Origin of the sequence: Frankia gtarii, from assembly GCF_025403375.1 — a bacterium.
Lineage (GTDB): Bacteria > Actinomycetota > Actinomycetes > Frankiales > Frankiaceae > Frankia > Frankia gtarii.
This window is the reverse complement of record NZ_JAMPTM010000050.1, coordinates 1-23,034: the sequence shown is the minus strand read 5'-3', so window position 1 is coordinate 23,034 and position 23,034 is coordinate 1. Positions and strand designations below refer to the sequence as shown.

17 protein-coding genes are annotated in these 23,034 nt (G+C 73.3%); 3 read left to right on the top strand and 14 right to left on the bottom strand.

All coding sequences use genetic code 11. The features are described from left to right. Positions 1 to 143: 143 nt before the first annotated feature. Positions 144 to 338 carry a DUF3046 domain-containing protein gene (locus tag NBZ83_RS10330; RefSeq protein ID WP_308203349.1) on the bottom strand — a complete coding sequence of 65 codons (195 nt, stop codon included), beginning with the start codon at positions 336 to 338 and terminating at the stop codon, positions 144 to 146. A 161-nt stretch (positions 339 to 499) separates the two neighbouring features. Here NBZ83_RS10330 and NBZ83_RS10325 point away from each other — a divergent pair, with 161 nt between their 5' ends. From NBZ83_RS10325 to NBZ83_RS10315, 3 genes are all read left to right on the top strand, one after another. Then, positions 500 to 5,263, top strand: a complete 4,764-nt coding sequence (locus NBZ83_RS10325; protein ID WP_261574846.1) for an ATP-dependent helicase — start codon at positions 500 to 502, stop codon at positions 5,261 to 5,263. Next, a complete protein-coding gene (locus NBZ83_RS10320) occupies positions 5,260 to 6,681 on the top strand; it encodes an MFS transporter (RefSeq protein ID WP_261568530.1) in 1,422 nt (473 codons plus the stop codon). The genes NBZ83_RS10325 and NBZ83_RS10320 overlap by 4 nt, the downstream gene beginning before the upstream one ends. A 93-nt stretch (positions 6,682 to 6,774) precedes the next feature. Beyond that, positions 6,775 to 7,680: a DNA-formamidopyrimidine glycosylase family protein gene (locus NBZ83_RS10315; protein ID WP_261568531.1), complete on the top strand. Its 906-nt coding sequence runs from the start codon at positions 6,775 to 6,777 to the stop codon at positions 7,678 to 7,680. A gap of 34 nt (positions 7,681 to 7,714) precedes the next feature. Here NBZ83_RS10315 and NBZ83_RS10310 read toward each other — a convergent pair whose 3' ends face one another. The 13 genes from NBZ83_RS10310 to dapA all read right to left on the bottom strand — a co-directional run bounded on the left by NBZ83_RS10310 (position 7,715) and on the right by dapA (position 22,443). Further along, a complete protein-coding gene (locus NBZ83_RS10310; protein WP_235947168.1) occupies positions 7,715 to 8,212 on the bottom strand; it encodes an RNA polymerase sigma factor in 498 nt (165 codons plus the stop codon). Positions 8,213 to 8,799: 587 nt separating this feature from the next. Next, entirely contained in the window at positions 8,800 to 9,672 is an 873-nt protein-coding gene (gene pspM / locus NBZ83_RS10305) for a phage shock envelope stress response protein PspM (protein ID WP_261574845.1), read from the bottom strand. 19 nt (positions 9,673 to 9,691) lie between these two features. After that, positions 9,692 to 10,624, bottom strand: coding sequence for a PspA/IM30 family protein (locus NBZ83_RS10300; RefSeq protein WP_261568533.1), 933 nt, complete (start codon positions 10,622 to 10,624; stop codon positions 9,692 to 9,694). A gap of 69 nt (positions 10,625 to 10,693) precedes the next feature. After that, positions 10,694 to 10,888 carry a hypothetical protein gene (locus NBZ83_RS10295; protein ID WP_261553824.1) on the bottom strand — a complete coding sequence of 65 codons (195 nt, stop codon included), beginning with the start codon at positions 10,886 to 10,888 and terminating at the stop codon, positions 10,694 to 10,696. 175 nt (positions 10,889 to 11,063) lie between these two features. Continuing rightward, positions 11,064 to 11,531 carry a Dps family protein gene (locus NBZ83_RS10290; RefSeq protein WP_261568534.1) on the bottom strand — a complete coding sequence of 156 codons (468 nt, stop codon included), beginning with the start codon at positions 11,529 to 11,531 and terminating at the stop codon, positions 11,064 to 11,066. 184 nt (positions 11,532 to 11,715) lie between these two features. Then, on the bottom strand, positions 11,716 to 12,027 hold the full coding sequence (locus tag NBZ83_RS10285) for a helix-turn-helix domain-containing protein (RefSeq protein ID WP_261553823.1): 312 nt from the start codon (positions 12,025 to 12,027) through the stop codon (positions 11,716 to 11,718). A 108-nt stretch (positions 12,028 to 12,135) separates the two neighbouring features. After that, a complete protein-coding gene (locus tag NBZ83_RS10280; protein WP_261568535.1) occupies positions 12,136 to 13,449 on the bottom strand; it encodes a competence/damage-inducible protein A in 1,314 nt (437 codons plus the stop codon). After that, entirely contained in the window at positions 13,439 to 14,119 is a 681-nt protein-coding gene (locus NBZ83_RS10275) for a CDP-alcohol phosphatidyltransferase family protein (protein ID WP_438803304.1), read from the bottom strand. The genes NBZ83_RS10280 and NBZ83_RS10275 overlap by 11 nt, the downstream gene beginning before the upstream one ends. Continuing rightward, positions 14,116 to 15,720, bottom strand: a complete 1,605-nt coding sequence (locus tag NBZ83_RS10270; protein WP_261574843.1) for a MiaB/RimO family radical SAM methylthiotransferase — start codon at positions 15,718 to 15,720, stop codon at positions 14,116 to 14,118. The genes NBZ83_RS10275 and NBZ83_RS10270 overlap by 4 nt, the downstream gene beginning before the upstream one ends. Positions 15,721 to 15,811: 91 nt before the next feature. Beyond that, positions 15,812 to 16,696 carry a helix-turn-helix domain-containing protein gene (locus NBZ83_RS10265; RefSeq protein ID WP_261568537.1) on the bottom strand — a complete coding sequence of 295 codons (885 nt, stop codon included), beginning with the start codon at positions 16,694 to 16,696 and terminating at the stop codon, positions 15,812 to 15,814. A 105-nt stretch (positions 16,697 to 16,801) separates the two neighbouring features. Continuing rightward, positions 16,802 to 19,396, bottom strand: a complete 2,595-nt coding sequence (locus NBZ83_RS10260) for an FtsK/SpoIIIE family DNA translocase (protein WP_261574842.1) — start codon at positions 19,394 to 19,396, stop codon at positions 16,802 to 16,804. 384 nt (positions 19,397 to 19,780) lie between these two features. Then, positions 19,781 to 21,466: a ribonuclease J gene (locus tag NBZ83_RS10255; RefSeq protein WP_261574841.1), complete on the bottom strand. Its 1,686-nt coding sequence runs from the start codon at positions 21,464 to 21,466 to the stop codon at positions 19,781 to 19,783. Then, positions 21,463 to 22,443, bottom strand: coding sequence for a 4-hydroxy-tetrahydrodipicolinate synthase (gene dapA, locus NBZ83_RS10250; protein ID WP_261574849.1), 981 nt, complete (start codon positions 22,441 to 22,443; stop codon positions 21,463 to 21,465). The genes NBZ83_RS10255 and dapA overlap by 4 nt, the downstream gene beginning before the upstream one ends. Positions 22,444 to 23,034: the final 591 nt, after the last annotated feature.

The following is a 23,034-nucleotide window of genomic DNA, read 5'->3' as shown; positions in this document are numbered from 1 at the left end:
CGATTCTTGGCCACGGGGGTGACGTTAGGCCGTGGGTCCGACAGTTTCGAGGGCCGGGGGCGATCTGTGGATAAGTGGCCGCATGGGGATAACTGTAGCCGAACAGGCGTTCGACGGCTCGACGACACGCCGAACCGGCACGCTCAACGATCCCGAACGGGCACCCCGAACTCGTCGCACACGGCCCGCCAGACGGTCTTGACGTCGTCACCGCGGGACAGGGCCGCCTCGATCGTCGCGCCCCCGAGCCCGGCGAGCACATGATCGCGGGCAAATGACTCCGCGTAGGCCGAACCGAACCGTGTGTCCATCTTCGCCCAGAACTCGGTCAGCCGCACCTCACCAGTGTGCACCGCCCGGAGCGGACCTGGTCAATGGCCGCCGCACCCACCGATCCGCGCCCCCGCGGCCTCGACCGGATCGACACGTGGGGGTCGTGACCGCCGCAGGATGGACAGGCTGAACGGGCCCGGCGGACTGCGACCACCGGAATCTGTCGGTGCCGCGTCGCAGACTGGACGACGTGTCCAGTCGCGGCCCCACCGACCAGCCGGATCCGCTCGCACCGTTCTCCGCACCGACTCGCAGCTGGTTCGGCGCGGCCTTCGCCGCTGCGACGCCCGCCCAGCGCGGCGCGTGGGAGGCGATCCGCGGGGGCGGAAACACGCTGGTCGTCGCCCCGACGGGCTCCGGAAAGACGCTCGCCGCGTTCCTGTGGTCCCTCGACACCCTGGCAGGCTCGCAGCCGCCGCCCGAGCCGACGCGCCGGTGCCGGGTGCTCTACATCAGCCCGCTCAAGGCGCTCGGCATCGACGTGGAGCGCAACCTGCGCGCCCCGCTGGCGGGGATCCGGGGCGCCGCGCAGCGCCTCGGCCTGCCCCTGCCCGAGATCACCGTGGGAGTCCGTTCGGGCGATACCCCGGCCGCCCAGCGACGCGGCCTCGGGACCCACCCGCCCGACATCCTGATCACCACGCCGGAGTCACTGTTCCTCATGCTGACCAGCGCGGCCCGCGAGGCGCTGCGCGGAGTCCGCACGGTGATCGTCGACGAGGTGCACGCCGTGGCCGGCAGCAAGCGCGGCGCCCACCTGGCGCTCAGCCTGGAGCGCCTCGACGCGCTGCTGGAGACGCCGGCGCAGCGGATCGGCCTGTCGGCCACGGTACGTCCGGTCGAGGAAGTCGCGCGCTTCCTCGGCGGGGCGGCCCCTGTGACAGTGGTCCGGCCGCCGGCGACGAAGACCCTCGAGATCGCGGTCGTGGTCCCCGTGGAGGACATGACCCGGCTGGGCGAGCCGCTCACCGAGGCCCCACCGGACGGTTCCGCGGCCGCCGCACCGCCGCGTGCATCAATCTGGCCGGCGGTCGAGGAACGCGTGCTCGACCTGGTGCTGGCGCACTCGTCGACGATCGTGTTCGCCAACTCGCGGCGGCTCGCGGAGCGGCTGTGTGCCCGGTTGAACGAGCTCTACGCCGACCGGCTGGCCGGCTCCGGCGCAGCGGTGTCGGAGCCGAGCCCGGTCTCCGCCGGTCCGGCGGGCGGCGGATCCCCAGCGCGCACGGCACCGGCCGCGTTGCTGGGCGCGGCCGGCCAGGGCGGCGGCACCGCCGCGTGGCCGGAGGTCGCGCGGGCCCACCACGGCAGTGTCAGCCGCGAGCAACGGCTGCTCATCGAGGATGATCTCAAGGCTGGGCGGCTGCCCGCGGTCGTGGCGACCTCCAGCCTGGAGCTGGGCATCGACATGGGCGCGGTCGACCTCGTGATCCAGATCGGTTCGCCGCCAAGCGTCGCCGCCGGCATGCAGCGCGTCGGCCGCGCCGGCCACCAGGTCGACGCCACGAGCCTCGGCGTGGTCCTGCCGCAGCATCGCGGGGACCTGCTGGAAAGCGCCGTCGTCGCCGAGCGGATGCGAACGGGGACGATCGAGGAGGTGCACGCTCCGCGCAACCCACTGGACGTGCTCGCCCAGCAGATCGTGGCGATGACGGCGATGGACGACTGGTCCGTCGACGACCTCGGCGTCCTGGTCCGCCGCGCATCCTCCTTCGCATCCCTGCCGGCCTCGGTGCTGGAGGCCGTGCTCGACATGCTCGCCGGGCGCTATCCCTCCGACGCCTTCGCCGAGCTGCGTCCCCGCATCACCTGGGACCGGGCCACCGGCATCCTGCGCGGTCGACCCGGCGCGCAGCGGCTCGCGGTGACCAGCGGCGGAACGATCCCCGACCGGGGGATGTTCGGCGTGTTCCTCGTCGGGGAGAAGGCCAGCCGGGTCGGGGAGCTCGACGAGGAGATGGTCTACGAGTCCCGGGTCTCCGACGTGGTGCTGCTCGGCTCGTCCAGCTGGCGCATCGAGGAGATCACCGCGGACCGGGTGCTGGTCACCCCGGCTCCGGGCCGCCCCGGCCGGCTGCCCTTCTGGCACGGCGACGCCCCGGGCCGCCCCGCCGAGCTCGGTCGCGCGCTGGGTGCCTTCCTGCGCGAGATCGGCCGGCTGACCACGCCGGCCGCGGCCGAGCGGGTGCGGGCCGCCGGGCTCGACGACTGGGCCACCGCCAACCTGCTGCGCTACCTCGACGAGCAACGGGCTGCCGTCGGCCACCTGGGGGACGACCGCACGATCGTCGTCGAGCGGTTCCGTGACGAGCTCGGCGACTGGCGCCTCGCGGTGCACTCGCCGTTCGGCGCACCGGTCAACGCGCCCTGGGCGCTCGCGCTCGGGGCGCGGCTGCGGGAGCGCTACGGCACCGAGGTGCAGATCATGCACACCGACGACGGCATCGTCGCCCGGATCCCGGACGCGGCGGAGGTACCGGGAGCGGACCTCGCGCTGTTCGAACCGGACGAGATCGATGCGATCGTACGAGCGGAGATCGGCGGCAGCGCCCTGTTCGCCAGCCGCTTCCGGGAATGCGCCGGGCGGGCTCTGCTGCTGCCCCGGCGCACCCCTGGCCGGCGGACCCCGCTGTGGCAGCAGCGCCAGCGCAGCGCCCACCTGCTCACCGTTGCCGCCACGTTCAGCGATTTCCCGATCGTGCTGGAGACGATGCGGGAATGCCTGCAGGACGTGTTCGACACCCCGGCGCTGGTCGGGCTCATGCGCGAGGTGGCTGCCAGGTCGCTGCGGGTGGTCGAGGTGGAGACGCCGTCCCCGTCGCCGTTCGCCTCGTCGCTGCTGTTCGGCTACGTCGCCGCGTTCCTCTACAACGGCGACGTACCGCTGGCCGAACGCCGCGCCCAGGTGCTGTCGTTGGACAGCTCACTGCTCGCCGAGCTGCTCGGCGAGGCCGACCTGCGGGAGCTGATCGATCCCGCCGCACTGGCCCAGGTGACCGCCGAGCTCACCTGGCTCGCCCCGCAGCGGCACGCCCGCGATGCCGAGGGCGTCGCCGACCTGCTGCGCATCGTCGGCGATCTGACCACCGAGGAGGCTCTCGCCCGAGGCGCCACCTCGGCCTGGCTTGCCGAGCTCGAGCGAGATCGCCGGATCCTGCGGGTCCGCATCGCCGGGGAGGAACGCTGGGTGCCGATCGAGGACGCGGGGCGGCTGCGCGACGGCCTCGGGGTCCCCCTGCCGGTGGGGGTGCCCGAGGCGTTCGCGCAGCCGGTGCGCGACCCACTGGGCGATCTGATCTCCCGGTACGCCCGCACCCACGGGCCGTTCGACACCGAGGAGCCGGCCCGTCGCCTTGGTCTCGGCCCGGCGGTCGTCGTCGGGGTGCTCGAGACCCTGACCGCCGAGGGTCGGATGGTGCGCGGCGAGCTGCACCCCGAGCGCACGGGCATGCAGTGGTGCGACGCCGGGGTGCTGCGTGCGCTGCGCCGGCGCAGCCTCGCCACGGTGCGCCGGGAGGTCGAGGCCGTACCGACGCGGGCGCTCGGCGCGTTCCTGCCCGCCTGGCAGGCAGTGACCAGCGGCCGCAACCACGGGGTCGACGGTGTGCTGCGGGCCGTCGAACAACTGCAGGGCGCACTGATCCCGGCGAGTGCCTGGGAGCAGCTCGTCCTGCCGGCCCGGGTCACCGACTACTCCCCCGCGATGCTGGACGAGCTGTGCTCCGCCGGCGAGGTCCACTGGGCTGGCGCCGGCGGCCTGCCCGCCGGCGACGGGTGGCTGACGCTGGTCACCGCCGACGCCGCCGCTCTGCTGCTGCCCGCGGCCGACCTCGACGCCGCCGCCGGGCAGCCGCACGAAGCGATCCTCGACGCCCTCGCGGACGGCGCGGCGTTGTTCTTCCGGGCGCTGTCGGATCGGGTCGGCTCGCTCGATGACACCGCCCTCACCGTGGCCCTGTGGGATCTCGTCTGGGCGGGCCTGATCACCAACGACACCCTCGCGCCGCTACGCGTCCTGCTGGGTGCCACCGGTGGGACCGCCGGACCCGCGGCCAGGCGGCGGGCCCCGCGGCCGCGGCCCTCCCGGTACGGTCGGCCGGCGCTGCCGCGGCGGACCGGCCCCCCCACCGCGGCCGGCCGGTGGTCGCTGCTACCCGCGCGCGACGAGGACCCGACCCGCCGCGCCCACGCGCTCGCGGAGGCCCTGCTCGACCGGCACGGCATCGTCACCCGGGGGGCGGTGACCGGTGAGCGTCCGGCCGGCGGTTTCGCCGCGGTCTACCGGGTGCTCAGCGCGTTCGAGGACGCGGGCCGGGCCCGACGCGGCTACTTCGTCGAGTCGCTGGGCGCCGCCCAGTTCGCCGTGCCCGGCGCGGTCGACCGGCTGCGGGCGATCGCCACGGCGCAACGCGACGCGGCCCAGGCCCCGTCCTGGGCACCACAACCGAGTAGATCCGACCCGGGCATCTCGGCGGACGACGGGACGCCGTGGGCGCAGTCGGGTCCCGGCCGGCGCGGATCCGCGGGGGGGCAGGTCGGCGGGGGGCCCGCGGCCGTGGTCCTCGCCGCCACCGATCCGGCCAACCCCTTCGGTGCCGCGCTGGCGTGGCCGAACCGGCCGGGGGCCGGGGCGGATGCGGCCGCCGGGCACCGGCCCGGCCGCAAGGCGGGTGCGCTGGTCGTCCTCGTCGACGGCGAGCTCGTCCTCTACGTGGAGCGAGGCGGGCGGTCCCTGCTGTCGTGGACGGCGGAGGAACGCCTGACCGGGCTCGCAGTGGACGCGCTGGCCCGTGCGGTCGTGGACGGGTCACTCGGCCGGCTGACCGTGGAGAAGGCCGACGGGGAGCCGATCGCCGCGAGCGGGCTCGGCACCGCCCTCGAACGCGCCGGCTTCCATCCGACGCCCCGCGGCCTACGGCTGCGGGCTTGACCGACCAGATCGGGGCACGGGAGGAGGGCGAGCACGGGCCGGCGGTGCGGTCGGTGTGGGACCGGCGGATCCGAGCGCTGACCGCCGGTCTCGCCACGATCATCACGCTGGTCGCATTCGAGGCCCTCGCCGTGGTCACGGTGCTGCCGGACGTGGCCGCCGATCTCGACGGCCTCGGCCTGTACGGCTGGGCCACCAGCGCGTTCTTCCTCGGCACGACGATTGGCATCGTGCTGGCCGGAGCCGGCGCCGATCGGGACGGCCCGGCCCGCCCGTTCGCCGTCGGGCTGCTGTTCTTCTGCGCCGGGCTGCTGCTCGCCGCCGTGGCGCCGACGATGGGCGTGCTCGTCGTCGGTCGGGGGCTGCAGGGCCTCGGCGGCGGGGCGATCCCGGCGATCGCCTACACCACGATCGGCCGGGTCTACCCCGCCGGGCTGCGGCCCCGGGTGTTCGCGGTGCTCGCCACCGCCTGGGTGGTGCCGGGGCTGGCCGGGCCGGCGCTGGCCGGCCTGATCGCCGCCCACACCGGCTGGCGCTGGATCTTCGGCGGGTTGCTGCCGCTGACCGTCGCCGCCGGGGCGATCCCGCTGCGGGCGCTGCGTGCGCTGCCTGGACAGCCAGGTAACGGGCTCGTCCCCATCCCGATTGTCCCGGCCGTGCGGATCAGTGCTGGTGCGGGTCTCGTCCTGGCCGGGCTGACGAACCGCTCGCCGCTGGGCCTGCCGCTGATAGCCGCGGGGATCGCGTGCGGCCTCGGACCGCTGCGCCGGCTGCTGCCGGCCGGCACCCTGCGCCTGCGTCCCGGCGTCCCCGCCGCTGTGGCCACCCGGGGCCTGCTCACCTGCGCGTTCTTCGGAGCTGACACCTTCGTTCCGCTGTCGATCACCGCGGTACGCCACGCGTCGACCACGACGGCGGGTCTCGCGGTGTCGAGTGCGACGCTGTCCTGGACGGCGGGCTCCTGGACGCAGGCCCGGCTCGCTGGTCGCCGGCCGTACCGCGAGATCATCGGGACGGGCCTCGTGCTGGTCGCCCTCGGCACGGGTGGGTTCACCACCGTGTTGCTGCCCGCGAGCGTGCCGCTGGCCGTCCCGATCGCCTCCTGGGGAGTTGCCGGGATGGGGATGGGGATGTCCTACTCGACCATTGTCACGCTGGTCCTCGGTGAGACGCCGCCCGATCGGCAGGGGGTGGCCAGCACCGCGGTAGCGCTCAGCGACAACCTCGGCACCGCGTTCGGGGCCGGGGTGAGCGGCGTGGTCGTCGCTGCGAGCCAGGCGACGACCGGTGCGCCGGACACCGGTCTCGCGGTCGCGTTCGGCCTCACCGTCGGCCTCGGGCTGTTCGGCGCGCTGGTGGCCATCCGGCGGCTGCCGCCGGGGCACTCGCCCCGCTCGGGCGATCCGCCCCGGCCATGACGACGGCCGGTACAACGACGGCCGGTACAACGGCGGCCGACACAACGGCGGCCGGCGAGAGACCGGCCACGGGGATGCGGAGAGGGTGCGGAGATGCCCGAGGGCGACACCGTGTGGCGGGCGGCCCGGCGGATGGATGCCGCGCTCGCCGGTGCGCGGCTGCTGAGCACCGATTTCCGGATGCCCCGGCTGGCCACGGCCGACCTGTCCGGGCAGCGGATCACCGGGGTCGCCGCGCGCGGCAAGCACCTGCTGACCAGGTTCGACGGTGGGCTGACCCTGCACACCCATTTCCGAATGGAGGGCTCGTGGCACCTCTACCGCCCGGGGGTGGCCTGGTCGGGTGGTGCGGCCTGGCAGATCCGGGTCGTGCTCACCACCGCGGAGCAGATCGCGGTCGGCTACCGGCTGGCGATCGTCGAGTTGCTGGCGACGAGCAGCGAACAGGATGCCGTCGGCCATCTGGGCCCTGATGTGCTCGGCTCGGACTGGGATCTGGACGCCGTGGTGGCGCAGCTGCGGGCAGCGCCGCAGCGGCAGATCGGTGCCGCGCTGCTCGACCAGCGGATCATCGCCGGCCTCGGCAACATCTGGCGTACCGAGGCGTGTTTTGTCACCGGGGTGTCACCCTGGACGCCCGTGGGCGACGTACCTGATCTGCCGGGACTCGTCCGACGAGCCCAAGCGATGATCAAAGCCGGCGCCCACGGTGGGCATCAGGTGACGACCGGGTCACTGCGACCCGGGGAGGAGCACTGGGTCTATGGCCGGGCCGGGCGGCCCTGCCGGCGGTGCGGGAGCCGGATCCTCACAGCCGACCAGGGCCGGATGCCCGGCCGGGTCGACGACGAGAGCCGGCGCACCACCTGGTGCCCCCGATGCCAGGCCGGACCGGCGGCTCCGATGGGAACCGTCGCCCGTCGCGGACGTACGGACCGAGGCGCCGAGGCGCGCTCCGGCCGCGTCCGCCGGCCTGCTGCCGGGGAAGGTGGTGCCTGAGGTGCGTAGTACACGCCCGGTCCTGACGAGACCGTCAGTTCCGGGAAAAGCTGATCAGCCGCGCCCGGCCACGGGTGAACGCACCCTCGGCCGCCTTGAGGCTGATTTCCAGGTCCGCCGCCGCCTCGCGAGTGCTCATCCCGGCCGCCCGCGCCATGATCACCTGGCGCTCACGGCCGCGCAGCGTACCGGCTCGGGCCAGCAGCCAGCGGGCCTCCGCTCGGTCGCAGACGGCGTCGTCCGGCGCCGGTTCCCACGGCTGCAGGTACCCGCGGACGACCGCCCGCTCCGCTCGCTGCCGGGCCCGGTGGTGGTCGACGCACAGGCGCAGCACGGTCGTCGTCAGGAACTGACCGACTCGGCTCGCGTCGAGGTCCCGGAAGCCCGCCGCACGGATGAACGCCTCGTGCACACAGTCCTCCGCGTCGGCCTTGCTCGGCAGCCGACGACGGGCGATGTGGATCAGCCGCTCCCGGTGGGGCAGCATCAGCGACCAACGCTGCTCGCTGTAGGGCCGGTCCAGCTCGGCCACGGACGTTGCGGTTGCGGTTGCCGCTGCAGATGCAGATTCAACCGGGGGGAACTCCCCGGCAGGGCATGTCACGGTTAGTCCACCTCTGACTTGCTCGGACCGCGCCACCCCCCAGCGCGACCACGGCCGACCCGGTGCGCGCCAGCACCGGCAGAACCGCGATGCGCCTTGGTCTTCTGTGCCGCTAGGTGCCAACCAGCGGACTTTGGACAAGCCGGACATTACACATCCACTCCTGGGCAAGCCAGTCCCGACTGCTCCGTGCACGCGACGCGGACGCCCAACATGCACGCACCGTGCGCACCACGGACCCGGAACTGATCCTCCTACGCCGGAGTAACACCACCAAACGGTGACAAAACACCGAGAAAGCCAAGAGAATGGCGTTCTCCAGCCCAACGGACCGTATGCCTAATTGCCATTCGCTACAGACCGTATTCAGTGAACCGACTGTAAACGTGGCGATCTACGACCCGAAAGTGCCACCCAGTCGAATAGCCGACACGTGGTCGGAGCCGCGCAGTTCGTACCGGCCCGAGCATGGGTGTCCCGCGGCGCGCAGGACAGCGCGGCGGCGAGTCTGGCGGCTAGGAACCCGCGAGGTCCTGGAGGGCCGCCGCGTACCCGCGCAGCATCTCGGTGTCCTCGCGCAGTCTGATCAGACCGGGTGCCGACGACGACACGGTACCGACCGCCTCCCCCGCCGCAGCGAGCAGGTCGTCGAAGACCGCAACCGACGTCGTCATCGTCGCGACCAGCGCCTCTGTGGTCCGCGCGAGTTCGGCCCGCCGCCCGGGGTGGGAGATCGCCCGAGCGGCCGTTTCACAGGCGACGACTCTCGCCGCGCCGAGGCGCAGCCCGTCGACCAGGTCCGCCGCACCGGCCGCAGTGGTCTGCAGGAGGGTTCGGGCCGGGCCCGGGCCGAGGGAGCGGGTCATCGCCGCGAGCGCCGCGAGCGCCGCCTCCCCGCGGCGCAGCGGCTCGGCGGCCGCGGACCGGCGCAGCTCCCACGGGCTCGGCGCCGGGTTGCGGGGCAGGGGCAGACCGCCATCGACCCTCCGCAGCAGCCCCAGTTCCCGCCCGGCGAGGGCTGCCCGAGCGAGCGCCGCCCCGCCGGCTACGAGCCAGCCCCAGGAGTCGTATGCCACGGCGGCGACAGGCGTCAGCGCGGCGACCCCGGTCCAGAGCGACGCGGTGGCCGTCTCCCGCCGCCGCGCCCAGCGCAACCCACGCCCGGCCCGCCGCTCGGCGCGCAGCAGCGACCGACGCTCGACGTCGGCCCCGACCCAGGCCGGCAGGGCGGGCACGACCGCAGCCGCGGCGTCCGCGGCCGCCCGAGCCGCGCCGGAGCGCCCGTCGAGCAGCGCGTGGAAGCGACCCCAACTCCAGCCGGTGGGGCTGGTAGGGCTGGTAGGGCTGGTGGGGGAAGCCTGACCGTCGTGCTTCGACCGGTCCGTCACAGTGGGCTCCCCGCTCGGCTCACGCCGCCGGCCCACCGGGGGCGGCCGCGGGGCCATCGGCACTCTGCCCACCCACGGCGGGCGGCGGTGCGCCCCGGCCGCCGGCCTCGGGCGCCCGGTACTGCGAGCCATCGGGCGACCCCTTGGCCAGCGACTGCCGCTGCGGGTCGACCCCGGTGCCGAGCGCCGCCGGCGCCGCCCCACTGCCCAACGCGGTGCCGGGACCGTCCCCGCCGCCGAGATCCCCGCGCAGCTCGGCCAGCCGGGACAGGGCCCGGGCGTCCATGGTCGCTCGGCGGACCTCGACCATCCGCTCCTCCATCCCCTGCGAGGCGAGCTCGTGGCGCCCGAGCGCCACCGCGTAGCGGTGCTCGACCTTGTCGCGGATCTCGGCGAGCGACGGGGTGTCCCCGGGCGGAGCCAGCGACGACATGCCCTCCACCGCCTGGGTCATCCGCTCCTGCATGGCGGCGTGCTCGATCTGGGTCAGCAGCCGGGCCCGCTCGGCGAGGTGGCGCTGCATCCGCGTCGTGTTGTCCTCGACCGCCGTGCGGGCCTGGGCCGCGGACGCCGCCGCCTGGCGGTGCAGGTTCTTCAGGTCCTCAAGGGACGTCTCCGCGGAGACGAGCTGGCTGGCGAACGCCTGCGCGGTTTCCTCGTAGCGGGCCGCGGAGACCGGGTCGCCCGAGGCCCGCGCGTTGTCGGCCAGCAGCAGCGAGGAGCGGGCCGACTCGGTCAGGCCGCCGACCTCCTCGGCCTGGCGGGCCAGCCGCATCTCAAGCTGACGCTGGTTTCCCACGACGAGGGCGGCCTGCTGCACGAGCGCCTCGTGCTGGCGGCGCGCCTCCTCGATGGCCTGGTCTATCTGCACCCGCGGGTCGGCCCGCTCGTCGAACTTGCGGTTCGCAGACGCAGACAGATACCGGGCAATCTTGCGGACGACATTCGCCATACCACGATCGTCGCACGATCAGGGCCCAGTGGTGACCCGGCGGGGACACCAATCGGCGTCGGCCACCCGTCAGACGGGCGGGCGCAGCGCCGTGCGACCCCGTCCCTCACAGACCAGGCACGAGCGGCACGCCGGCACGAAGCCGCCGCGTGCCGTGGCGAAGACGACCAGTTGCTCGCCCAAGCCGTTACACGCCTTGCAGACCTGGATCGGCGGGTGCGCCGGGACTGCGTCATCCTCCTCGGGTCGCGAGGCGGTGCTCACGTGATCTTCTCTCCCTACGGGCCAGGCCCGGGAGCCACGCCCGGGGGGACGACGACCGACTCAAGCTGCGCCGTGAAAACTACCCGGGGAGAGTGCCAGACCGACCCGCCCGCTGCCACCGGAGTCACCCGTTCGGGCCGATGACCCCGGTGGCGGCCCCGGCGGCGGACCTGGCTCAGACCATCGCCTGGAACATCCAGTGCTGTTCCTCCAGCTCACGTACAACGCCGATGATCAGGTCCTGAGTGACCGGGTCGGGCTGCTCGGTGATGTCCATCCGGGTGCGCATCCGGGTGACGACCCCGGCAAGTACATCGGTCATCAGCCGGATCACCTTCTCGTCGGCGAGGTAACCGACCTCCACGCCGTGCAGATGGGTGCCGCGGGCGACCGTCGACGCCTGGCCGTCCGGGTTGACCCCGATGGCCACGGCCCGCTCGGCGACAGCGTCCGCGAAGCGGCGGGCCAGCTCCACGACCTCGTCGAGCTGACGGTGCACGCTGCGGAAGGTCCGACCGATGACGTTCCAGTGCAGCTGCTTCGCGTACAAGGACAGATCGATCAGGTCGACCAACGCCCCCTGCAACGCTTCGCCGGTGACGGATCGGGCCTCATCGGACAGTGGGCTACGGATCGCACTCATGCTCGTCCTCTCGGGTCGGAGCTGCTTGCGTTCCCAGGCGTGCCCCGGATGGGAATCCGTATGCGGAGCTTCCGGCGCCGGCCCGGCCGCCACTCAGCAGCGCAGGCGCGACGCACGCGGGCGCGCTTGGACCTGGAGTGGACGAGGCCGACACGCGCCGTCGAGCAGGCACGGTCGAGAAAGCTCAGGCTGCCCGATTCACAACCGTCGGGCGGGCCGGTACCACGACCGTGGCCCCGCCGACACCCGCGCCCACCGTCAGCTCGGCGAGCTCGAGGTCCTCACTCACCTCGCGCAGCAAATCCGCGAGCCGGACTCCCAACGCCTCGCAGATGGCTGCGAGCAGCTCGGAGCTGGCTTCCTTCTGCCCACGCTCGACCTCGGAGAGATAGCCCAGCGACACCCTGGCCGCCGAGGACACCTCCCGAAGCGTGCGATGTTGATCTTGACGGCGGCGGCGCAACGCCTCGCCGATCATGCGTCGGAGCAGGACCATCGAGCCTCCTCCTTCGTCCGCGGGATGCGTTCACCGTATACCCACCACCGCGGCCCTCGGGCCCTCGTTGATGGGACTGTAACTGTGTAAGCACCTCGGGTCCGGCGATTACTCCCGCGATTCGTCGGTGGCGTCATCACCGAAGGTGACGATCGTGCTGCCGGGCAGTCCCGCCAAGGTACGTCGCAGCAAGTCCAGCGCGGTCACCGCGGCGAAGGCGCGCACCCGCGTCCGATCCCCGGGGAGACGAACCGAACGGGTAGTCGTGCCGTCCGGGCCGGCGAGGCCCAGGTGGACCGTACCCGCCGGCTTGCCCTCCAGCTCCGCCGGACCGGCGACACCCGTGGTAGCCAGCCCATAGTCGGCGCCGAGGCGGGCACGCACCCCGGCCGCCATCGCCGCGGCGGTGTTCGCCGACACCGCCCCCTCGGCGGCGAGCAGGCCCTCGTCGACGCCGAGCACCGAAGCCTTGACGTCGGTCGCGTAGGACACCACGCCGCCGCGAAACGCCTCACTCGCCCCGGGTACGTCGGTCAGCCGGCCGGCGAGCAGCCCACCGGTGATGGACTCGGCGACGGCGAGCGTGGCCGACCGAGCCCGCAGCAGCCCCAGTACCACGCTCTCCAGGGAGTCCTCGTCGCCGCCGTACACCCCGGCGCCGAGCGCCGCCCGCGCCGCCGCCTCCACCGGGGCGATCAGCGTCTCGGCCGCGGCCCGGTCGCGCGCCTGGGCGGTGATGCGAACCCGGGTCTGACCACCGCTGGCCAGGAACGCGATCCGCGGGTTGCCGATCGGCGCCAGCCGATCGACCTCGCCCGCGAGCGCCTCGGCGACCGCCGACTCCCACATCCCCGCCGTGCGCAGCACCCGGTGCACGACCACGGCCGGCTGGCCCGCGCGTCGCAGGATGTCGGGCAGGACGCTGGCGGTGAACATGTCGGTCATCTCGAAGGGCACACCCGGCATGGCGTACACGACGCCCGCGCCGATCTCCATCCGCAGGCCCGGGGCGGTGCCCGGCCCGTTGGGCAGCGGCTGCGCCCCCCTGGGCAGGTCCGCCTGCCGGTAGTTCATCATCGGGACGTCGCGCCCGTCGAGCCGGCCCATCGCCTGGAACCGCTGACGCAGCCCGGCCTCCAGGACGTCGTCGCGGCGCAGCTCGACGCCGGCCGCGGCGGCCATGCCCTCGCGGGTCAGATCGTCCTGGGTCGGCCCGAGACCGCCGGTCATGATGACGGCGTCGGCGCGGTCCAGCGCCACCCGGATCGCCGTGGCGATCACCTCGACGTCGTCGCCGACCACCGTGGATGTCGCGACCGTCACCCCGACGTCGGCGAGCTGGCGGCCGAGCCACGCGGCATTGCCGTTCACGATGTCGCCGTAGAGGAGCTCGTCCCCCACCGCCAGCAGCTCAGCGCGCATCTGTCAGCCCCTCGTCGTCGGTGATGGCGGGCCCGCCCTCGGGTTCTCCGGCGGCGTCGCGCGCGGCCCGACGCCGCAGCGCGAGCGCCCGATACACGTAGTCGATGCCGGTGACGACGGCGACCACCACCCCGGCGGCGAGGATCACCGCCCGGCTGGTCGCCGCGGCCCCCGCCAGCGGCAGCACGTAGAGCCCGATCGCCACGTTCAGCAGCAGCGTCTTGGCCTTGCCACCGCGACTGGCCGCGATCACCCCGAACCGGATCACCCACAACCGCAGCAGGGTCACCCCGACCTCGCGCAGCAGGACCAGCACCGTCACCGGCCACGGCAGCTCCCCGAGCACGGACAGCGAGATCAGCGCGGCGCCGGTCAGCGCCTTGTCCGCGATCGGGTCGACGAGGATGCCGAAGTCGGTGACGAGGTGCCAGTGCCGGGCGATGGACCCGTCGACCTGATCGGTGACCGCGGCGACGGCGTAGGCGACGAAGGCTGCATACCGCCATTCGTCGCTGTCGGGGCCGGCGAACAGCAGGACCACGAAGACCGGCACCAGGATCAACCGGATGATCGTCAGCAGGTTGGCGACGTTGAGCACGGACACGCTCGGGAGCGCCTCCGGCCCGCCGGCACCGCCCCCGGCGCCGGCGCCGGCGCCGGGGGCCGTCACGTCCCTTCCGCGCCGCGCCGGCCCACCAGGACCGATGCCCGGGCCCCGACGGGCGGCGACGAGGGCCGCCCGGCCTGGGGGCGGGCTCGGTCGAGCACCGCGGTGAACTCGGCGACCAGGTCGACCCCCTCGGTTGCGACGACCCGGGCCTCGATCAGGTCCCCCACCTCGACTCCGGGCACACCGACCGAACCAGGCCGGTCGGACGACTCGCCCGCCGCGACCGGGCCGGGCAGCCGCACCACACACGAGCCGTCCGCGTCGGGCTGCTGGTGGCCCGCGCACCCGGCGGCGAGCCCGTCGGTGACCTCCTCGACGAGAACCTGCACCCGGCTGCCGATGCGCTCCTGCGCCCGGGCAGCGGTGAGCTGTTCCACGAGATCGGTGATCTGCACCCGGCGTCGCTCGATCTCCTCCTCGGCGATCTTGCCCGGCAGCGCGACCGCCTCGGTGCCCTCCTCATCCGAATAGCCGAACACGCCGACCGCGTCGAGCTCGGCGGCCTCGAGGAAGTCGGCCAGGATGTCGACGTCCGCCTCAGTCTCGCCGGGGAAGCCGACGATCACGTTCGACCGGGCGCCGAGGCCGGGCAGCAGGTGGCGACCGCGGTCCAACAGATCGAGGAAGTGCTCGGAGCCGCCGAACCGTCGCATCCGGCGCAGCACCGCCGGGCTCGCGTGCTGGAACGACAGGTCGAGGTAGGGCGCGAGGCCCGGCGTGGTCAGCAGCACCTCGAGCAGCGACGGCCGCAGCTCCGCCGGCTGTAGGTAAACGGTGCGCACCCGCACGATGCCCGGCACGGCGGCGAGCTGCGGCAACAGCTTCTCCAGTGCCCGCAGGTCACCGAGGTCCTTGCCGTAGGAGGTCGAATTCTCGCTGACCAGCACCAGCTCACGTGCGCCTTCGCCGGCGAGCCACTCGGCCTCGGCGAGGACGTCGTCGACGGGACGGGAGACGTGCGAGCCGCGGAACGACGGGATCGCGCAGAACGCGCACCTCCGGTCGCATCCGCTGGAGATCTTCAGCGCCGCGACCGGTCCCGCCGTCAGCCGGCGGCGGCCCGGGACGCGCGCCGCGCCCCCGTCCGCCGGCCTGCCGGCGCCTGCGTGCCCGGGGACGTGCACGTCGATGTTCGCCGAAGCGCTCCGCTCGACCGGGGTGATCGGCAGCAGGGTCCGCCGGTCCCGCGGGGTGTGCGCGGGCACGATGGCGCCACCGAGGACCGCGTCGAGATGCTCGCCGATGCTCGGATAGGCGTCGAAGCCCAGCACCGCGTCGGCCTCGGGCAGGCTCGCCGCCAGCTCGTTGCCGTAGCGCTCCGCCAGGCAACCGACGGCCACCACCGCCCGCGGGCCCGCTCCGGCCGCCTCCCCGTCGCCGGCGCGCAGGCCGTCCGCGGCGAGCAGGGCGTCGATCGAGTCCTTCTTCGCCGCATCGACGAAGCCGCAGGTGTTGACCAGCACCGCGTCGGCGTCGGCGGCCTCCGCGACCAGCTCCCAGCCTTGCGCGGCGAGCCGGCCGGCGAGCTCCTCCGAATCCACCTCGTTCCGGGAACAACCGAGCGTGATCAGAGCTACCCGGCGCGGGACCTGTGTGGACACACAGGTCAGGCTACCGGGGCAGCGGCACCCGGCGCCGCACCAGCCCGACATGGCCGACACGCCCCCCGGTGGGGGGACACCCGGCAGACCGTCAGTCCACCGGCGCAATGGGCGCGATACCAAGCGCGGACGGCGCCGGCGCCGCGGCAAGCGGGCTGCGGCCGGCCTGACCGACCTCGCACTCGCCGGAGGCGACCAGGCTGACCCGGATCGTCACCACCTGGCCGGCGCCGCCGGAGGGCCCGAGGTTCCTGCCGTTGCAGGACACGTCGACCGCGCCCGCGTTGCCCATCTGGATGTTCAACGCCCCCGGCGCCGTGACGGTGCGGCTGTCGCCGGAGCGCAGCAGCTGCGCCAGCAGTATGTGCCGGTCGTCGTCACGCACCTCCAGCCAGCTCTGCGCGTCGCGCGCCGCCACCACCACGTTTACCCCCGCCGGCGGGGAGGTGGTGGGAGCGGCGACGGGCGCGGCGCTCGGCGCCGCGCTCGGCGCCGGCTCGGTCACCGGGTGCGCCGCGGCGTCGCCCTGCCGCGTGGATCCGGACGAACCGGACGACCCGGAGCCGGGCACCAGCAGCGCGATGACCGCGATCAGGCACACCGCGGCCAGCGACGCGATCATCGCGGCCCCCCAGCGGAACCCACCACGCCGACGCCGGGTTCCGCCTCGCAGCGGGTCGAACTCACCGGGCGGGACACCGAGCACGGGCCCGGTCAACGCCTCATGCGAGGCGTCGTAGGCGGCGAGGACGGGACCGGGGTCGAGGCCGAGGCTGGTGGCGATGCTGCGCAGGTGGCCGCGGGCGTAGACCGTGCCGCCGCAGCGGGAGTAGTCGTCCTGCTCGATCTGGTCGATCAGGCTCGCCCGCACCCGCGTGCGCTCGCTGACCTCGTCGATCGTCAGGTTGCGCTCGCGACGGGCCGCGGCGAGCAACGAGCCGGCGCTGGCCGGCTGCGGATCGTCCACGGATTGCATGAGCGACCTCCGCAAGCGTGAATGTCTGCCTACCGTGGAGGCACCGGCCTCAGTTTACGGTCCGTCACCCCGACTCGAAAGCGCAGACCCGATCACCGGCACTTCCTAGCCGTTGCGCAGGGTCGTGAGTAGACCTTCGAGTTCGTCGGGCATGACGAGCACGTCACGTGCCTTGGAGCCCTCGCTGGCCCCGACGATGCCCCGGCTCTCCATCAGGTCCATCAGCCGGCCCGCCTTGGCGAACCCGACGCGCAGCTTGCGCTGCAGCATGGACGTGGAGCCGAACTGGGTGCTCACCACGAGCTCGACGGCCTGCAGGAACAGCTGCAGATCGTCGCCGATCTCCTCGTCGATGTCCTTCTTCGCCTCACCGCCGCCGTCGAACACATCCTCACGGAATGCCGGTGGCGCCTGCTCCTTGGTGTGGTCGACGATCGCGGCGATCTCGTCCTCGGAGACGAAGGCGCCCTGGATACGGGCCGGTTTGCCCGCGCCCATGGGAAGAAACAGCGCATCGCCCAGACCGACCAGCTTCTCGGCGCCGGCCTGGTCGAGGATCGTGCGGCTGTCCGTAAGCGACGCGGTCGCGAACGCGAGCCGGGACGGCACGTTCGCCTTGATCAGACCGGTCACCACGTCCACCGACGGACGCTGGGTCGCCAGCACGAGGTGGATGCCGACCGCACGGGCCATCGCCGTGATCCGGCAGATGGCATCCTCGACGTCACGCGGGGCGACCATCATCAGGTCGGCGAGTTCGTCGACGATGGTCAGGATGTACGGATACGGCGTGTACACCCGCTCGGAACCGGGCGGGGCGACGATCTCCCCGTTGCGGACCTTGCGGTTGAAGTCGTCGACGTGGCGCACCCCGCAGGCGGCGAGGTCCTCGTAGCGGTTCTCCATCTCCTTGACGACCCACTGCAGCGCGTCGGCCGCCTTCTTCGGATTCGTGATGATCGGCGTGATCAGGTGCGGGATGCCCTGGTAGTTCGTCAGCTCGACCCGCTTGGGGTCGACGAGCACCATGCGCACCTGGTCCGGCGTCGCACGCGCCAGCACCGAGGTGATCAGCGTGTTGATGCACGTCGACTTGCCGGCGCCGGTCGCCCCGGCGATGAGGATGTGCGGCATCTTCGCCAGGTTCGCGAGCACATAGCCGCCCTCGATGTCCTTGCCGAGGCCGACGACCAGCGGATGGGAGTTCGCCAGCGCCTCACCGCTGCGCAGCACGTCACCGAGCGACACCAGCTCGCGGTCGGTGTTGGGGATCTCGACGCCGACCGCACTCTTGCCCGGGATCGGGCTGATGATCCGCACGTCCGCGCTCTTGACCGCATAGGCGATGTTCTTCGCGAGCTGGGTGATCCGCTCGACCTTCACCGCGGAACCCAGCTCGACCTCGTACCGGGTCACCGTCGGACCGCGGGTGAAACCCGTGACCCGCGCATCGACCTTGAACTGTGCGAAGACGTCGGTGAGCGAGGCGATCACACCGTCGGTCGCGGCGGAACGGACCTTCGGTGGAGTGCCGGAACGCAGCAGCGTCGGCGACGGCAGGGTGTAGTCGCCGTCGATCGGCGGGACCAGATGCTGGATTTCGTCCGGGGCGCTCGGGGACCCCGGCCCGGGCACGCCGCTCGCCGTGTCGGCGGCGCCGGCAGTCACCTTCGCCGCCCGCGTCCGCCCACGCCGCGCAGCAGCCCCCGCGGCCAAGCGCGCCGCCGGGGCGGGGCCCGCACCAGCCGGGCCAGCCGGGCCAGCCGGGCCAGCCGGCGGATCTTCGTCGTCGGACCCGGCGGCGTAACCGGTGTCGGCCTCGGGGCCGGCGAGCTCGCCGAACAGGTCGAGGGTGAGGTCGCCGGCCGAGGGCTCGCCGTCGGCCGGCTCGGCACCCGCGGCGGCACCGCGCCGGGATCGGCGCCGGGGCCGGCCGCCGCTCTGCTCTGCCTCGATGTCGCCCGCCGGCCTGGCGCCACCGGTGACGTCGGCCTCAAGCGGGTCGTCGGCGAGCGCAGGATCGTCGAGCTCGTCGTAGTCGGAGTCGTAGCCGTCGTCGAGACGCGCTCGCGCCGCGGGATCGCGCACCCCGGCGGTGAGCCGGTCGACGAGCTCGGCGAGCAGCTCGGGCACCTGCCGGATCGGCGTCGCGGTGATCACCAGCACGCCGAACGCCGCGATCAGCAGCAGCAGCGGGACGGCGACAAAGGGCGTCACGGCGCTCGCGAGCGGCAGCCCGCCGAGCAGGCCGACGATGCCGCCGGCCCCCCGAACCCGGCCGACGCCGTCGGAGAAGTCGGGCAGCCCGCGGGCGATGTGCACGACGCCGAGCAGGCCGACGCCGAACGCGGCCCAGCCGATCACCACCCGACCGCGGCTGTCGGGGTCGCTGGGCGCGCGCACGAGCCGCCAGGCAGCCCCCAGGCCGAACAACGGAAGCGCCCACGCCCCAGCGCCGACTAACAGCTCCAGGGCGGCGGCGGCGAAGGAGCCGACCGGCCCGCCCGCGGAGAACCAGACCGCGACGGCGGCCAGGATCGCCCCGCCGAAGGCCGCAAGACCCAGCCCGTCGCGCCGGTGAGCGGGATCGATACGCAGGTCGCGGGCGCCCCGCCCGGTGCGGCGCAGCATGGTGCCAAGCAGCGTCGCCGCGGTCATCCACACCTGGTAGACGGTCCGGACGACGGCCTGGCCGACCATCAGGCTCAGCGGCGGCCGGCGCTGCCGGGCCGGCGCTTTCGCCCGGCCGGCGGGCGCGGACCGGGTGGATCCCCCGGTCCGCGCCGCGCGGCCGCCCGAGGCCGTGCGGGCCTTACCGCCCGAGGCCGGGCGGCTCTTACCGCCCGAGGCCGGGCGGCTCTTGCCGCCCGCGCCACCGCGCGCTGCTGTCTGACGCCCATCGCCCCCCGGTCGGGACGTGGCCGTCTCCGTCTGCACACGCGTACGCGCGCCGCTGGTACGTGTGGCCACCGTCGAAACGGTACACAGGGACGCGGCCGAGTCCCTGCAACCCCGACGAACCGGGCGCGCCGTACTGGGCCCACCCACCCGCACGGGCGGGTGAGGATGAGCCACCCCGGCAGGTCAGACCTCCAGGACCACCGGAATGATCATCGGACGGCGACGGTAGTGCTCGTTGACCCAGCGGCCGACCGTGCGCCGCACGAGCTGCTGCAGGGCCGCAGTGTCGTTCATCCCGCCGCGCATCGCGTCCGCCAGCCCGTCGCTGACCAGCCGGGCCACCGAGTCGAAGGTGGCGGGTGAGTCGGTGAAGCCGCGGGCGGACAGGTCGGGGCCGACGACGACCTTGCCGGCGGCGGCATCCACCACGACGGTGATCGTGATGAAGCCCTCCTCACCGAGGATCCGGCGGTCCTTCAGGCTCGGCTCACCGACGTCGCCGACCGCGGCGCCGTCGACGTAGACGAAACCGCAGGGCACCGCGCCGGTGATGCGAGCCCGACCGTCGAGCAGGTCGATGACCATGCCGTCCTCGGCGAGAACCACATGGTCGGCGGGCACGCCCGTGGCCTCGGCGAGCTTCGCGTGCGCCCGCAGATGGCGCCACTCGCCGTGCACCGGCATGACATTGGACGGACGGGTGGCGTTGAGGACGTAGAGCAGCTCGCCCGCCGGGGCGTGGCCGGAGGTGTGCACCTTGGCGACGCCCTTGTGGACGACCTTCGCGCCATAGCGGGTCAGGCCGTTGATGACCCGGAAGACCGCGTTCTCGTTGCCGGGGATGAGGCTGGACGCCAGCACGACGGTGTCCCCGGCCTGAATACGGATCTGGTGATCACGATTGGCCATCCGGGACAGCGCCGACAACGGCTCGCCCTGCGACCCGGTGGAGATCAGGCAGATGTTGCGGTCGGGCAGCGAGTCCACGTCCCGGGCGTCGATGATCAGACCCGGCGGCACCCGCAGCAGGCCGAGGTCGCGCGCCACGCCCATGTTGCGCACCATCGAGCGGCCGACGAAGCAGACCGAGCGGCCATGCGCCTCGGCGGCGTCGAGCACCTGTTGCACCCGATGCACGTGGCTGGCGAAACAGGCGACGATGATCCGGCGGGTCGCGTCCCGGAAGACCCCGTCGATCACCGGGGCGATCTCCCGCTCCGAGCTGACGAATCCGGGCACCTCGGCGTTGGTCGAGTCGGACAGCAGCAGGTCCACGCCCTCGCGACCGAGCCGGGCGAAGCCGCCGAGGTCGGTGAGCCGACCGTCGAGCGGGAGCTGGTCCATCTTGAAGTCGCCGGTGTGCAGGACGAGGCCGGCGTCGGTGCGGATCGCGACGGCCACCGCGTCCGGAATCGAGTGGTTGACCGCGAAGAACTCGCACTCGAACGGCCCGTAGGTGTGTCGCTCCTCCTCGCGGATCTCCTGCGTGACCGCCTTGATCCGGTGCTCGGCGAGCTTCGCGTTCAGCAACGCCAGGGTGAGGCGGGTGCCGATGATCGGGATGTCGCGCCGCTCCCGCAGCAGGTACGGGACCGCGCCGATGTGATCCTCGTGCGCGTGGGTGAGGATCAGCGCGTCGATGTCGGCCAGCCGGTCCCGGATGGCGGTGAAGTCCGGCAGGATCAGGTCGACCCCGGGTTGGAAGTCCTCCGGGAACAACACGCCGCAGTCGACGATCAACAGCCGGCCGGCGTGTTCGAAGACGGTCATGTTGCGGCCGATCTCGCCGACCCCGCCGAGCGGGATGATGCGCAGCCCGTCCGCGCGCAGCGGCGGCGGGGGGCCGTAGTCGGGGTGCGGGCGGCTCATGAGACCTCACCCGCCGCCATGACGGCGAGCCCGACCGGCGCCTGGCGCGAGCCGGCGACATCCAGCGTCGCCTCGGCGAGGTCGACGCGTAGCCGCGCGACCTCAGCGGGGGTGGCGTCGACCAGCGGCGGTCGGACCGGACCGGCCGGCAGCCCGGCAAGCCGTAGCGCGGCCTTTGCCAAGATCACCCCTTGCGTTCGGAAGATTCCCTCATACGCGGGCAGCAAGCCCTGATGCAGCGCGATCGCCCGACCCACCTCACCGGCCCCAATGGCCTCGATCATGGCACGGATCGCCGGGGTGGCCACGTGCGAAACAACGCTGACGACCCCACAGGCCCCGATGGACAGAAGCGGCAGGGTGAGCGCCTCCGTGCCTGAGTAATACGCCAGATTCGTCCGCGCCATCACCCAGGAGGAGGCGGCCAGGTCGTCCTTGGCGTCCTTGACCGCGACGATACGCGGGTGTTCAGCCAACCGCATCAGGGTGTCGGTCGCCACCGGCACCCCCGTCCGGCCGGGAATATCATAGATCATAACGGGCAGCCCGGTCGCGTCGGCGACGGTGGTGAAGTGCAACGCGAGCCCGGCCTGCGGCGGCTTGCTGTAATACGGCGCGACGACGAGCAGCCCCTGAGCGCCCGCGGCCTCGGCCGCCCGGGCAAGCTCCACCGTGTGGGCGGTGTCGTTGGTCCCGACGCCGGCGACGACGCGGGCACGCCCGGCCACGGCCTCGACGACCACGCGCACCAGGCGGGCTTTCTCCGCATCGGTCGTGGTCGGCGACTCCCCGGTGGTGCCGTTGACGACAAGCGCCTCGTTGCCCGCGTCCACCAGGCGGACCGCGAGCTGCGCGGCACCCGCTTCGTCGAGAGCGCCGTCCGCCAGGAACGGCGTGATCATCGCCGTGATCATGCGCCCGAACGGCGCCGGCGGCAACGCTGACATACCGGTCACGCTAGAGCACACCTCCGACATCATCTCTCCGGCCGACGCGGAGCGCCGACCACCGAACAAACCACCCATGCTTCTACCCGGCGCCGCGCGGCACCCGGCGCGAACCCATCGTCCGCCCGACCCGCCGCGCCGGCCAGGCCGGCGCGGCCCGCGCAGGGCGGATCCGCCCGGATCGGACATCACCGCCGCACCGCCGGACAGACCGCCCACGCACGCTCGCTCACCAACCACCCTGCACATCTCACACCACCCCCGCACCCACCACGCCTCGTCCGCCCACCTGCCACCTCCGGTACCCAGACGCCGCGCCGGGGCGGGAACCGCCGCGTCGGACCGGGCCGCTGCCACCGCCGAGCGCCACGCCCGCGACCTCGTCCGACCCGGTCCGACAGCAGACCGACGCCCCGGACATGAGCACCCGGCTCGATGCACCGCCGCCGTTGCCGTCGGCCGCGGTGGCAAACAGTCGCAAGCTCCGCGCCGCCGCCGGCGATCGCCGACACCGGGCCCGACGCGGCTGCACAGGCAGCCACCGGGCAAACCGACGAGAGGCGGTGAACAGAGGCGAGAAGGACTAGTGTGCGCGAACGGACCCCCCGGACCCCCCGGACC